General features: G+C 61.0%; 12 protein-coding genes. 5 read left to right on the top strand and 7 right to left on the bottom strand.

Annotated features, from left to right (window positions below):
- Positions 1–60: 60 nt before the first annotated feature.
- From CJ178_RS32775 to CJ178_RS32485, 4 genes are all read right to left on the bottom strand, one after another.
- Positions 61–210: a hypothetical protein gene (locus CJ178_RS32775; RefSeq protein WP_165826239.1), complete on the bottom strand. Its 150-nt coding sequence runs from the start codon at positions 208–210 to the stop codon at positions 61–63.
- Positions 211–318: 108 nt separating this feature from the next.
- Positions 319–1,665 carry an APC family permease gene (locus CJ178_RS13560; RefSeq protein WP_373557479.1) on the bottom strand — a complete coding sequence of 449 codons (1,347 nt, stop codon included), beginning with the start codon at positions 1,663–1,665 and terminating at the stop codon, positions 319–321.
- Between the two features lie 114 nt (positions 1,666–1,779).
- Entirely contained in the window at positions 1,780–3,927 is a 2,148-nt protein-coding gene (locus tag CJ178_RS13555; RefSeq protein ID WP_218833726.1) for a catalase, read from the bottom strand.
- Between the two features lie 129 nt (positions 3,928–4,056).
- Entirely contained in the window at positions 4,057–4,410 is a 354-nt protein-coding gene (locus tag CJ178_RS32485) for a hypothetical protein (protein ID WP_092802757.1), read from the bottom strand.
- A gap of 403 nt (positions 4,411–4,813) precedes the next feature.
- Between CJ178_RS32485 and CJ178_RS13540 the strand changes: the two genes are divergently transcribed.
- Positions 4,814–5,332 carry a flavin reductase family protein gene (locus CJ178_RS13540; protein ID WP_095887969.1) on the top strand — a complete coding sequence of 173 codons (519 nt, stop codon included), beginning with the start codon at positions 4,814–4,816 and terminating at the stop codon, positions 5,330–5,332.
- The gene (locus CJ178_RS13535; RefSeq protein WP_095886918.1) at positions 5,329–6,081 is read left to right on the top strand and encodes a pyrimidine reductase family protein; all 753 of its coding nucleotides are present in this window, start codon (positions 5,329–5,331) and stop codon (positions 6,079–6,081) included. The genes CJ178_RS13540 and CJ178_RS13535 overlap by 4 nt, the downstream gene beginning before the upstream one ends.
- Before the next feature lie 169 nt (positions 6,082–6,250).
- Here CJ178_RS13535 and CJ178_RS13530 read toward each other — a convergent pair whose 3' ends face one another.
- Together CJ178_RS13530 and CJ178_RS13525 are read right to left on the bottom strand one after the other, a co-directional pair.
- Complete coding sequence (locus CJ178_RS13530; RefSeq protein ID WP_095886917.1) at positions 6,251–6,658, bottom strand: hypothetical protein; 408 nt, start codon at positions 6,656–6,658, stop codon at positions 6,251–6,253.
- Positions 6,659–6,828: 170 nt separating this feature from the next.
- Entirely contained in the window at positions 6,829–7,038 is a 210-nt protein-coding gene (locus tag CJ178_RS13525) for a glycosyltransferase (RefSeq protein ID WP_095886916.1), read from the bottom strand.
- On the opposite strand from CJ178_RS13525, the gene CJ178_RS32770 reads away from it, so the two are divergent.
- Together CJ178_RS32770 and CJ178_RS13520 are read left to right on the top strand one after the other, a co-directional pair.
- Positions 6,989–7,180: a hypothetical protein gene (locus CJ178_RS32770; protein ID WP_373557487.1), complete on the top strand. Its 192-nt coding sequence runs from the start codon at positions 6,989–6,991 to the stop codon at positions 7,178–7,180. The genes CJ178_RS13525 and CJ178_RS32770 overlap by 50 nt on opposite strands.
- A 271-nt stretch (positions 7,181–7,451) precedes the next feature.
- Positions 7,452–9,566, top strand: coding sequence for an oxidoreductase (locus CJ178_RS13520; protein ID WP_095886915.1), 2,115 nt, complete (start codon positions 7,452–7,454; stop codon positions 9,564–9,566).
- A 216-nt stretch (positions 9,567–9,782) separates the two neighbouring features.
- Here CJ178_RS13520 and CJ178_RS13515 read toward each other — a convergent pair whose 3' ends face one another.
- On the bottom strand, positions 9,783–11,399 hold the full coding sequence (locus CJ178_RS13515; protein ID WP_095886914.1) for an ABC transporter substrate-binding protein: 1,617 nt from the start codon (positions 11,397–11,399) through the stop codon (positions 9,783–9,785).
- Positions 11,400–12,236: 837 nt separating this feature from the next.
- Between CJ178_RS13515 and CJ178_RS13510 the strand changes: the two genes are divergently transcribed.
- Complete coding sequence (locus tag CJ178_RS13510) at positions 12,237–12,830, top strand: TetR/AcrR family transcriptional regulator (RefSeq protein ID WP_257013130.1); 594 nt, start codon at positions 12,237–12,239, stop codon at positions 12,828–12,830.
- Positions 12,831–12,979: the final 149 nt, after the last annotated feature.

Below are 12,979 nucleotides of genomic sequence, written 5' to 3'. Positions count from 1 at the left end.
ACGGTTCGTTGGGCACCGACTCAGGAACAGTCCTGATCCAAAGCGATTGATCAATCAGGACTATGACTGACGCTTTTTCTTTTCGTCAGTTGAGTTCGGAGCAGACTCCGCGGCTTGCTCGCGCGTAGCCATACCACCGCCCTCGCCCTTGTCTTTGGGGCCGGGATGTCCAGCCTTCGGGGTTTTGTCGCTGCGATCCGTCTTCGCCATTTAAACTCCTCGGTCGGAATATTCGTCGTTCCTGTAGTTGCCAGGACCCGCTACACCAATCTAGCCTCCTCGCGGGAGCGCGGCGGTAGCAGAAAACTCGTCCCATGGTTACGCGTTGGAGCTCGTTGTGTCATTTTTCGTGGCGCGGTGTGAGAGGGCGTAGAGAACTATCCCGACCGCCAGTAGCGCTGCGGCGCGTAGCCAAGTCGCCGCGCTCTGCTGCGTGAGCAACGCGACGCAGGTGAGAAGAGCAAGGATCGGGAAGATGGTCGGCGCTCGGAAGTGGCTGTGCTTCACCACATCACGACGCAAAACGAGTACGGCGATATTTGTGCTGATAAAGACGACCAGCAATAGCAACACCACCGTCTCAGCCAATGCAGACAGCGACACGGTCAGACACAAACCCATGGCGACAACAGTGGTGGCGACAATTGCCAACCACGGGGTGCGTCGCTGCGGAAGTACTTTCGCAAACGATGAGGGAAGCAACCCTTCGGATGCCATTCCATAAGTGAGCCGACTAGCCATGATCATCGTCAGCAGCGCACCGTTGGCGACGGCGACGAGCGCTATCAGGCTGAACAGTCGAGGTGGAAAACCGACGTCGGCCGCCGACACTACTGCCAGCAGCGGACCGGACGACTCGGCCAGTTCATCGGCGGGCAGAACTACCGAAGCCGAGAATCCCACGAGCACGTAGGCGACGCCTGCCGTCACCAAAGCTCCGAACAGGGCACGGGGGTAGACCTTGCTCACGTTCTTCACCTCTTCGGCAACGTTCGCGGACGTTTCGAAGCCGACAAACGAGTAGTACGCAAGCAGCGCAGCAGCCAGCACCCCTAATGCCGGGGAACGGCTGTCGTCGAACTCGACGAGGCGAGTCAAGTTTCCGTCACCGCGCCCCAGCACGACGCACGCGAGGACGACGACCAGCACCAGACCGGTGACCTCGACGACTGTCATGACAACATTTGCGCGCATCGACTCCTTGATGCCTCGCGCGTTGAGAAGGCCCACGAGTAAGAGGAACACGAGTGCAGCCGGAACAGTGGGCACGTCGACGAAGGCTTTGAGATAGTCGCCGGAGAATGCCAGTGCAAGTCCCGCTGCGCTCGTCACTCCCGCTGCCAACATCGAGAAGCCGACGAGAAACGAGACGAGCGGTTTACGGAACGCTCGTTGCGCGAACACCGCGGCACCGCCCGCGCGCGGATACTTCGTCACCAATTCGGCATACGACGTCGCTGTCAGCAACGCCATCGCCAGGGCTACCAGGAGCGGCACCCAGACCGCGCCCCCGACCTCACCGGCGATGACACCGACCAGTGCATAGATTCCGGCGCCCAGAACGTCGCCGAGTATGAAGATGAAAAGAAGTGGCCCAGTTATGGCCCGGGCGAGAATGTTTCGCTGTCCGTTCTTGTCGGACTGTTCAGTCTCGTCCAGGTTCACCGACTGTGAGGCGCGTCGTTTCTGCAAGGGTCATCCTGTCTTCACTGTGGCTGTGCCGCTACTCAGAACTGTGGCTGTGCCGCTACTCAGATTCAGTCACCTCACCGGCGTTGCTCAGAGGCGACTCCAGACTCGATGCGATGCGAGCAGCGTCACTACCTGTTCGAGCGCCGACGGTCCGTCCTCCCCGGTCACGACGCCGTCCGAATCAGCGATGCCAGCGTTGCCGAGGAGTGTTATCCCGTCGTTCCACCCCCCGATGGCCTTGCCGTGCCGGAACATTTCAGACAGGAGGATATTCACTCGTGGGTCTGCAGGTGCCCCGGCGAGCAGGAGAGCGTCGAATTCGATCGATCGTGCGGTATCGAAGGTGCGCGAGACGGGAACAGTGACCGAGTCCGAGACCAATGTGCCGCCGTGCGGGGCGATCACCAGCGGCACTATCCCGCTTTCTGCGAGGCCTGACACTATCGCTTCGACGGCGGGAAGGTCGGAGTTCTCATCGGCGACGATGCCGATCACCCGGCCGGTGACCGGCCACTGCGCGCCGATCTGGGACAGGGCAGAGCTAGGCATCGGTGCGTCGTCGAACGGGACGGACGGCTTCGGGGCCGGGAGGCCAAGGCCGGCGGCGACTCTCGCGCACAGGTCGGGATCGATGTTGGCGATCACACCGAGGGCTCGTTCCTTGATCGTTTGTTCGTAGCACTTTCCTAGTTCGAAGGTGTACGCCTGTGCCACATGGTCTTGTTCGATGACAGTGAGACTGCTGTAAAACAGACGCGCCTGTGAGTAATGGTCGTCAAAAGTGGCTGGCGCGCCGCGACGTTTCGTACCGGCCTCGAGCGCTACCGGTACTTCGACGAACGCCCCGGACTCTGCGCCGGCCATGAAGGGACAGCCACCGTCGAGGGAGTTCGGCTTGTAGGGGGCGACACCGGAATGTACTGCGCTTTGGTGCATTCCGTCCCGGAACATGTCGTTGACCGGTGCGTGTGGGCGGTTGATCGGGATCTGACCGAAGTTGGGTCCACCCAGCCGGCTGATCTGGGTGTCGAGGTAAGAGAACAGGCGGGCCTGTAGTAGCGGGTCGTCGGTGACGTCGATACCGGGCACGAGGTGCCCTGGGTGGAAGGCGATCTGTTCGGTTTCGGCGAAGAAATTGGTCGGGTTCGCGTTGAGCGTCATCACCCCGATCGGTTGAACCGGGGCCAGTTCTTCAGGAACGAATTTGGTGGGATCGAGGAGGTCGATGCCCTCGAACATCTGCTCGGGGGTGTCGGGGAAGATTTGGATGCCCAGTTCCCATTCCGGGTACGCACCCGCTTCGATGGCGTCGGCGAGATCGCGGCGGTGGAAGTCGGGATCGAATCCGTTGATCAGTTGTGCTTCCTCCCATACCACCGAGTGCACGCCCAGGCGTGGCTTCCAGTGGAACTTCACGAGCGAGGTTTCTCCGTCGTCGTTGAGAAGCCGGAAGGTGTGAACGCCGAATCCTTCCATCATTCGATACGACCGGGGGATACCGCGGTCGGACATGTTCCAGAGGGTGTGCGCGGTGGCTTCGGTGTGGAGGGAGACGAAATCCCAGAACGTGTCGTGTGCGCTCTGTGCTTGCGGGATCTCGCGGTCGGGATGTGGTTTCGCGGCATGGATGATGTCGGGGAATTTGATTCCGTCTTGGATGAAGAAGACCGGGATGTTGTTGCCGACCAGGTCGAATGTTCCTTCGGCTGTGTAGAACTTGGTGGCGAAGCCGCGAGTGTCTCGGACTGCGTCTGCCGAGCCGCGTGAGCCGAGCACTGTGGAGAAGCGAACGAATACGGGGGTTTCGACTCCTCTGCGGAGGAAGCCTGCCTTGGTGACCTTTTCAGCGGCACCGAAGGCGCGGAACACTCCGTGGGCGCCGGCGCCGCGGGCGTGAACGACGCGCTCGGGGATCCGCTCGTGATCGAAGTGGGTGATCTTTTCCCGTAAGTGGTGGTCCTGGAGCAGAGTTGGGCCGCGTTCCCCGGCTTTGAGAGAGTGGTCTGTGTCGTAAAGGCGGGCGCCCTGTGCGGTGGTCAGATATTCACCCTGCTGCGAGCGCGCCGACGGTGGTCCTTCGACAGCTGCGGCTGTTGCAGTGCGAAGTTGAGGGGAGCGTTGATCGGCCTTCGGGGGCAACGGAGCGCTGGGCTCGGTTGGTTCTTCCAGAGGCGGTGTTACTGGGCCTGGTACCCCGGGGATCTGGGGGTTCTTTGTGGGCTTCTTCTTGGGCACTGTGCCTCCTCGATTTCTTTTCCGAAAGTTGACTTCGAGTCAGAAGGTGGTGGGAAGTGTGGGCTGAACTTCGATGTGGCGCAAAGGTGTTAGTCATTGGACGGGTAAGTGGTGCCGATCGGGCCAGGCCTATCGCCAATCCGCCATGTGATGCGCGTGCAGTCGTCCATCCTCGGGGGATTCGGTTCGTACATGTGAGTCCGAATCGAAGGCCACTGGCGGGGGACTGTAGTTTGTCGGCGACGGTATTTCCGTGCTGGTGGGCCCCATCTCTGCCTGTGCTCGGCGGGCCAGGGTGCGGTCACCGAGAATGGTCCCCGCTGTACCGTCGATCGATTCGAGCATCTGTTGGTACGTGAGCCGACATGGCGCATCGGTGTCGAATGCGCGTACGACCAGGCGCCCCAGAAGTGTCAGCGGAAACCGAATTACCGTGTATTGCAAGCGCAATACGTCCCATGGCAGGGAAACCCACTTGCCCATTGGTTATCCTCACTCGCCGGCGTAGAACTGGATAAAGAGATTCAGGTGTGGCTGCCCCGGGAGCTCAACGAGGCCCTCGTGAGCTTCGTTGAGTGAGTTCGGCGGCGGGCAGTCGAGCCGCCAGCGCGTGTCGTGCCGCTCTCAGCGGATGTAATGCCGATCATCGTCATTGTCCAGCTCCCGAGGTGTTGGGGTGCCAGGAGAATTTTCCCGACGTCATGCTCTGCGCCTGGCAGCACCTGATCTGATTTTTGTCCATCGGTATGTGCATCTCTTGCTACCTCAAATCTATACCATCTGATATAGATAATCGGCAACAGTGAGAATGGGTTGCTGTGCAATAAGGACATCGCAGTTAGCTGTCCCTCCCGTAGGGGTAGCTAGCGGAGTGAAGGGAGCAACGATGCAGGATTCGAGTGAGAACCTTCAGTCGCCGGACAGTGGTGCCTTCGAGCGGATCGTGGGGGCACTGAATTATCCGATGTTCGTCGTGACCACTCAGGTGGGAGACCAGCGGGCGGGGTGCCTCGTCGGTTTCGCCTCGCAGATCAGTATTTCGCCTCCGCGTTTCCTCATCGGTCTGTCGAACAAGAACCACACCTACCGACTCGCTGCCGCCGCCGAGCATCTGGCCGTACACCTCATCCCCCGCAGAAACGACACGATAGCGAAGCTGTTCGGGGAGTCGACGGGCGACGATATCGACAAGTTCACACGCTGCGAGTGGAGTCATGGGCCTTTCGGGCTTCCAATTCTCGAAGAAGTCGAGGCCTGGTTCGCTGGGCGCATCCTCGAACAAGTGGACACGGGTGACCATGTTGCTTTCCTGCTCGAACCCGAAACCGGTTACTCACCTGAAGAACTCGACGAGTACATCACGTTCGCGGACGTTCGAGCGCTCGAACCCGGACACGACGCATGACAGTGCATCGGTGGCGATCGTTATTTCCCATAGACGCCCAAGGCCGCACCCTTCACGACTTCTACGCCGACGCCCCCGAAGGGGTTCGAGTGAACATGGTTTCGAGCCTCGACGGGGCCGCTGCATTCGACGGTCGAGTACGCCCAATCTCCAACACTGCTGATCATCAGTTGCTGAGGTCCCTGCGCGCCTACTGCGATGTGCTCCTAGTCGGCGCCGGAACGATACGCGCGGAACGGTACGGACCTGTAACGCTCGATGCGGAACTCCGTCGATACCGCCGCGACGCGTGCGGGCAAGTGTCGTTGCCGCCCGTTGCGGTTGTCACGCACAGCGGTGACCTTCCCTGGAAATCGGCGCTGTTCACCGCAGAAGGGCCGCGCCCAATTGTCGTCACCAGTGCACAGGCGGCCGCCACATTCGGTCCCGATGTGCGGTCCCGTGTCGAGATCATGGTGGCTGGGGACGACTATGTTGATCCGGTCGCGATGATCGCGGGCCTACGCGATCGCGGGTTGATGCGTGTGCTCTGCGAAGGAGGCCCAGCCCTTCTGTCTACCCTCGTGGCCCACGATCTGGTTGACGACATGTGCTTTACTCTCTCCCCGAAACTGGCGGGACCCCAACCAGTCTCCGGGCCGATCGCTGCCCCGCCACTCGAGGTTCCCCAGGCGTTGCAGCTCCGGCACGTCTTGCTCGAAGCCGAATACTTGTACATGCGCTACCAGCGCCCTCGCTCTGTGTGTTGATCACTTTGAGGTTCCTCGGGCGGCCTTTTGGCGCGCGTACGCCGGGTGACGGTGCCTGCGGCGTCGTGTCCGAGAGTCTGCGGCAGCGTGTAGGGCAGGATCTGTTTGAACTCACCGTCGGCGACATCGCGAAGTTCGAGTGGACCATGATTTGACGGTCACGCAGGTTTCAGGGAACGAAGAAGGTGCCGAAGCCAGGTGTTCCGATCGCCTGGGGGTCGACGTATGCGACGACCTGACCCGAGCCCGGACGAATGGTGACGGGTTGAGCATCCAGCGTCGGAAACGATGCGGATCCATATGCTCCGGTTCCGAGACTTAGCCAGTGGACGACTGCGGCGTGCGGGTTTCCGTCCCCGGGTGCGCGGCGCACGTGCAACACGGCGGCGCCCGGTTCTTCCCCGACGCTCGCGGCAAGGCGGGGCGTGGGTAGATCGACGAGCGGGATGAAGGGGTCGACCTGGAACGGAACCGTGCTCGGCGCCGCTGCCGCGGTCCCCGACATCAGGAAGCCGGAGATCGCGAGCGTCGCAAGGGCAGTGGCGCCGATGCGTCCGATAGCGTTGAGTGCAGTCATACGGATCGACTCTAGTCATTGACCGGCGACGCGGTGTCGGTTCGCGTTTCAGGCCTTCACCGAGACGGGTCTGCGAATGCCGTACCAACGTGGCGGCCTCGTGTGGGAGGACCACTCTGATCATGTTCTCTCGAAAGGCCTTTTGCGAGAAGCCTTCGGCCAATCGCAAATTACCTTTGCATCGAAATCATTTGGATTGAATGCCTCCATTGCTTCTGCGAGACCGCTGACCACCTTCGCATCGTCGCCAGGGGACACGAGAACACCGGACTTTCCTGGGAAACTGTGTCGAGCGCACCGCCTTCGTCCAAAGCGATCACGGGGGTGCCGGTGGCCATCGCCTCGACCGGGACGATGCCGAAGTCCTCGACGCCGGGCATCAGCAGGGCTCGGGCCCTAGCCTCGAAAGGCGTTTACGCGCTGCTGAATTCGGTCATTGAAGCGCACCTCGAATCCTACGAAGTCGAGGCCGCGGTCAACTCGCTCCGCAACGACACCCCGGCCCTCCTCAAACCAGTCTGACCGCCAGCTTCTCGCTCGCGGCCGGAGACCCCGGCACGCGACAGGGGGAGAGGACATGTCGTTTCCTGAAGTTGGAGGTATTGGGCAGTAGCCGCACTATCGCCAGACGTTACGGCACAGTCCCCAATGCTTTCCGGTGGCGAGTTTGCCGATGTGATTGCGGACTGTCTCGACGGGCACGCCCGGTGACATCTCGACGGGCACGCCCGGTGACATCTCGATGGTCGGGAACTGTGCAATGTGGCGTTGTCAGGAGATTTAGCGTCTACTCGTGATCCGGAACCAGACCTTCCCGCACTTGCTCGCACCCGGGACCATCGGCCCCATCACCGTGCCCAACCGCGTAGTTCTGCCCGCCATGGACATGAACCTCTGCGAAGACGGTGAAATCGAGAAGGGCGACATCGACCATTTCGTGGCGCGCGCGGCCGGTGGAACCGGTTTGATCATCACCGGTGCTTGCGCTGTCGCCTACCCAGCCGGATCCGCAAGCACCAAGGAACCGGGCCTGTCCGAGGACCGGTTCATTCCCGGCCTCACGGCGCTTGCCGACGCCATCCACGCAGCAGGGAGCAAGCTGTGCGTTCAGATGACGCACCACGGCAGGATCGCACGGATCGACACGGTCCAGGACCGCCCGATGCTGGTCCCGTCGACGCCTTCTGCTCCCCGTGACAGGTCTGCTCTGGCCGACAATACTCCCGAAGAGCTGAAGAAGATGGGAGCTGTTACCGCAGGAAAGCAAGACACCTATCACGAGGCCACCCAGGACGACATCGACTGGTTGGTGCGCACTTTCGCCGAAGCTGCCGGGCGAGTGAAGGCCGCAGGCGCTGATGCCGTCGAAATTCACTGCGCCCACGGCTACGTTCTCGGCGGCTTTTTGAGCCGAGCAGATAACAAGCGCACCGACAACTACGGTGGTTCCCTGGAGAACCGGGCGCGTTTGGCTGTCGAGGTCATCCGAGCAGTGAAGGCGGAGGTCGGCGATTCGCTGGCGGTACTGCTCCGCGTCGCGGGACGCGAATTCGGTGAGGACGACGGCCTGACCACCGACGAAGCTGTTGCGGCGTCGAAGCTGTTCGAGGCTGCCGGCGCCGATGCCATCCATGTCACCGGCTGGGCCCGCAATTCCTTCTCGAACTTCACCGATGGCCCGCTGCCGGACAAGGTGGGCGCGTACATCGAACTGGCCGGCGAAGTGAAAAAGGCCGTGTCTATTCCGGTAATCACCGTGGGCCGTGTACTGCCCGAAGTCGGTGAGAAGGCAATCGACGAAGGTAAGGCCGACTTTGCGGCAATGGGTCGCCAGTTGCTTGCCGATCCGCAATTGGTGAACAAACTCAAAGCCGGGACGCCGGAGCGGGTCCGACCCTGCATCAATTGCTATGTGTGCGTTCAGGAAAACTTCTGGGACGGCACTCCGCTGTGTGCGGTGAACCCCGCTCTGGGAAATGAAATGCTGATTCCGTTCGTGCGCACCGCAGCCCCGAAGCACGTGGTTGTTGTCGGCGCGGGCCCAGGCGGACTCGAGACTGCTCGCGTGGCGGCCGAACGTGGACACCGAGTTACGGTGGTGGACAAGGCAGATCGACTCGGCGGCACGCTCTGGTTCTCGAGCCTCACGACGCCGGACAACGGTCGTCTGCTGGACTGGCTCAAGGTGGAAACCTCGCGCCTGGGCGTCGATATCCGGCTGAACACCGAGGCGACAGTCGCTTCGATCAAGGCGCTGGGCGCCGACGTAGTTGTAGTGGCCACCGGCGCTGTTCGTGACCGCCCGTCCGTTCCCGGCGGCGACCTCCCGCACGTGTACACCGGTGATACGTTGCGCGCTTTGATGACCGGGGCCGGCGACACGTCGCAGGTTCCGCCGTTCCTGCGGACGATGGCCAAGCTGGGCAAGCTCTCCGGAATCACCAAGAGCCCCGCCGCGATTCGTGCGGTGACCCGCAAGTTCTTGCCCATGGGCAAGAACGTCGTGGTTATCGGCGGCTCGCTTGTCGGACTCGAACTTGCGGAGTTCCTGGCCGAGCGCGGTCGCAACGTGACGCTGATCGAAGAAGGCCAGCAGTTGGGCGTTCCGATGGCGATGCCGCGCCGCTGGACCGCTGTGCGCCATGCCAAGGAGGTGGGTGTGAAGATTCACCGTAATTCGACGGTGCAGCGAATCACCAAGGAGCACGTCGAGTTCCGTGCCGGTGACAAGACTTTGACAGCTCCGGCCGACATGGTTGTCGTCGCCTCGGGTGTGTCGGCTCCGGCACCACTGGCCGACGCATTGGCAGGTGTGGTGCCTGACGTACGTGTTGTCGGTGACGCTGTCGAGGTCGATTACATCGAGGGTGCCATGCACACGGCGTGGAAAGTCGCAACAACACTTTAGGCGGCGCCGGAGTGGTTGCTGGTGATGTGCATGCATGGCCACCCACTGAAGTCGCGTGATCGCATGCTGGGTTACGCAGGGGTCAGCGAGAGCAGAGAATCGGTACTCAATCCCTCTGCTGCACGGGGCGATCGGCTGCGCCGGAAAGGGATTCGGCTGTGCCGGCCTGATCGATGAACGATCAGGCCGGCAGCAGTCTGCTACAGATGGTCGAGTCTAGTTCTTCCATGCCTCGTCGAAGAGGATCATGCTGTCGATGTTCTCCTGCAGTCCGTGGACGTTCTCGTTCCACACGACCAGGTTCGGGACATTGCCCCAGACGATCCACGGCACGGTCTCATTGGCGCGTTCCTGAATCTGCGCAAGGACTGCCTTCTTGTCCTCGTCGGTGGTCGCGACACCCAACTTGTCCAGGAGGGAATCCATTTCGGCGTCGGAGTAGCCCGTGATGTTGTTCCTGCCGCCGGACTTGGTACTCGTGTAGAGACGCTCGAACGGATCAGCCTCTGGAAGGCTGGCCGCACCCGAGCTCATGTCGAAATCGCGGTCGACGTACAGGCGCTTGATGAGATCGCCTGCGCCGGTGACGTAATCGATCTGCACATCGAATCCGACTGCGTTGAGCATTGCCTGCACTCCGAGAGCCGTTGCCTGCGCGGAAGGTTCTTGAATCGCGACGTAGGTGACCTTGCCGTCGAAGCCGTCGGCCTTGGCCTGATCGAGCAGTTCTTTGGCCTTGGCCGGATCGATTCCGGTCGGTGCGACGTCGTTGTGCCAGCGGGAGGTGTCCTGGAAGATTTCCTGGCCGGGCAGGCCCTTGCCGTTGTTGACGCGGGTGTTGAGCGTTTCCGGGTCGATGGCCAGTGCCATTGCCTGGCGCACACGAAGATCCGAACCGGGGCGACCTTCGGCCATGTTGACGTTTGCGATGTAGCCGAGCGACGGGATGTCGATGAAGCCGGGGTTGCCGTTCTCGATCAGATCGAGGATCGGGGTGAGTGTGCGCATGTACGCCGCGTCGATGCCACCGCTCTTGAGAGCCTCGGCGGTGGGCTGTGCGCCGACGATGCTGATGAGCTTGAGTTGGTCGATGTTCGGTGCGCCGCCGTAGTAGTCGGGGCGAGCGTTGAGCAGTAGTTCCTCGTTGGGGGTGAACTTCTCGAGGGTGAATGCGCCGGCGCCGATCGGGGTGAACTGATCACCCTGCTGCGCCGTGGGGGCGACGATCATGCCGGGTCCGGTGGAGAGCATCGACTGAATGCCGGTCCACGGATCGACGAGGTTGAAGATGACCGTCGACGCGTCGGGGGCGTCCATGGAGGCGACCTTGGCTGCCCAGAGGCTGGACTGCGGTCCCTTGTTGGTGACGTAGCGGTTGATGCTGTCGACAACTGCCTTGGAGTCGAGTGTCGTTCCGTCGCTGAACTTGACGCCGTCACGAAGCTTCAGTGTCCAGGTCTTGCTGTCGCTGCTGGGCTCGAGGGATTGTGCCAACTGCGGCACAAACGTCTGTTCGATGGGGTCGTAGCGCATCAGTACGTCGTAAATCGCGCCGAGTTCACTGCCACCGGCAGATCCGGCGATCTGAACTTTGGCTGGATCGAGCGATGTCACTGCTGCATATCCGCTGAATGTCAGCGTCCCGCCCTTGGTAGGTGTGCCGGGATCCGGCTGTTCGTTGACCATTCCGATCTTCAGCGAGGATCCCGACTCGACGGATTCACCGCCGCCGCTCGACCCGTTGTCGGCGCATGACGCCAGGAACATGCTTGCGGTGATCGCCAGGGCGGCCGCGGTCAATCTGCGACTGCGACGAAGGGGACTGCGAATCATGTGAACGCCTCCAAGTTGAATATGAGTGAAATCTCCAGCGAAGATTCCTCGGTATGCGATGTGCCTGGTGTTGAATGTTGTCCCGCTCGCCGGAAGTGGCGGATATCCCGCGATCCGGATTTGCCTCTGTCTGGCCGGTATTCGTGTTCGTTCGGTCGATGTCTTCGCGCGCCTCTGCCCGGGAGTTGAATTCCGGGGGTTAGCCTCCGACGGTCCAGGCGACGAAAGTTGTCGTCGCTAATATCATTTGGGCGTAGATCTACTGAACGTCCTTCGTATTGGGGGACTGACCATGCGACCTGCGGACGACGCTCGGCTCGGTCGAGATCGGTAATGAACGAGTAGCAAAGTAAATGGTGTCCACCCTGGATGAACTTCCCAGGACTTTTCGGACACTTGCCGTCTCGTTCTGGACTAGCAGAAAGGCGTAGTTGGAGAGGGTAATTCACTCTCTTCATCTGTGGTGATCAACTCGGCAATGTCCTCCGGAATATGATGGGGATGTGGAACGCGTCGTTCCATGGCGAAACAAGTTGTCCTTCCCTCTGATCGTTGCAGGTGTGGCTACGGCACTGACTGGTCGTGGAACTGCCGATGTGGTCAGACGTTCGGCTGAACTGGTGTGGTTGACGTCGTGACGAATGGGCAGGGCTCGGGGCGGTTCGTGGACCCCGGGTGAGGCCCGGTGTCCAGGTGTATTGCTGTGCTCGGCGAGCAGGATGCGTCTCTGGGACGCGGACCATCACCTCAGCACGACCCGACAGCAAGTACGAAATGAGTTAGGTCACTTTTCGGTGCCCGTTGATTTGACAGTAGACAAGCGTCTACTGTCAAGGGGTGGTCGAGCAGAAGTCAGTGGGAAAAGCCTGGGGCAGAGACGAAGTACGGCACGCGGTATTACGAGCGGCCCGAACCAAGTTCGCTGCCAAGGGGATGTCGGTAACGCTTCGGGAGCTGGCTCGAGATGCCGGGGTCAATCTCGGACTCATTCACAAACATCTAGGCAACAAGGACGACATCCTGCGCGCGGTCCTTGCGCGCAATAGTCAACAGTCTGCAAGCGTCGTCGAAAATGTGGAATCACTTTCAGAGGCTATGCGTCGTCTCTTTCTTGTAGGTGTTGCAGATCCCGACTACGTACGAATAGCAACGTGGCTGACTTTGGACGGTCGAACGGATTTACTTCCTACCGACGAAGCCGACGGTGGCACCATCCTCGCTCGGAGCGGTCAGTCGTCCGACTCGGTGGATGTACGCATCATGTTCGGGCTCGCTGCTATTGCCGGCTGGTCCCTGTTCGGAAGTGAAATCCTGAACAACACAGACGTTGCGGGCTCCGACCGTGTCAATATCGAACTGAGGATGGCTGATCTGCTGAGCGCGATCATGGAACTGCCGGAATTCGGGCCTGGTGACGTGCAGAATCCGTAGCGTCGTGGCTCATTTCGTCCGATCCCCGCGACGTTCGTGGTCATCGACGATTCGAATGGCGGCTCATACACCTCGGAAGAGCAGAGGCACAATCTGCGAACTGAATCCTCACGTCCACATGACTTTCCACCGCCCGTGGTCTGGGTGTG

It is taken from the genome of Rhodococcus sp. ACPA4, assembly GCF_002300185.1.
Classification (GTDB): Bacteria; Actinomycetota; Actinomycetes; order Mycobacteriales; family Mycobacteriaceae; genus Rhodococcus_F; species Rhodococcus_F globerula.
The sequence above is the reverse complement of the archived record's forward strand: the minus strand, read 5'-3'. Positions and strand labels throughout refer to the sequence as shown.

What these genes read in the sequence shown, in the direction of transcription:
- CJ178_RS13535 (WP_095886918.1), top strand. Translation starts at nt 5,329, where the DNA reads ATGACAGTGCATCGGTGGCGATCGTTATTTCCCATAGACGCCCAAGGC.
- CJ178_RS13530 (WP_095886917.1), bottom strand. Translation starts at nt 6,658, where the DNA reads ATGACTGCACTCAACGCTATCGGACGCATCGGCGCCACTGCCCTTGCG.
- CJ178_RS32485 (WP_092802757.1), bottom strand. Translation starts at nt 4,410, where the DNA reads ATGGGCAAGTGGGTTTCCCTGCCATGGGACGTATTGCGCTTGCAATAC.
- CJ178_RS13515 (WP_095886914.1), bottom strand. Translation starts at nt 11,399, where the DNA reads ATGATTCGCAGTCCCCTTCGTCGCAGTCGCAGATTGACCGCGGCCGCC.
- CJ178_RS32775 (WP_165826239.1), bottom strand. Translation starts at nt 210, where the DNA reads ATGGCGAAGACGGATCGCAGCGACAAAACCCCGAAGGCTGGACATCCC.
- CJ178_RS13525 (WP_095886916.1), bottom strand. Translation starts at nt 7,038, where the DNA reads ATGCCCGGCGTCGAGGACTTCGGCATCGTCCCGGTCGAGGCGATGGCC.
- CJ178_RS13540 (WP_095887969.1), top strand. Translation starts at nt 4,814, where the DNA reads ATGCAGGATTCGAGTGAGAACCTTCAGTCGCCGGACAGTGGTGCCTTC.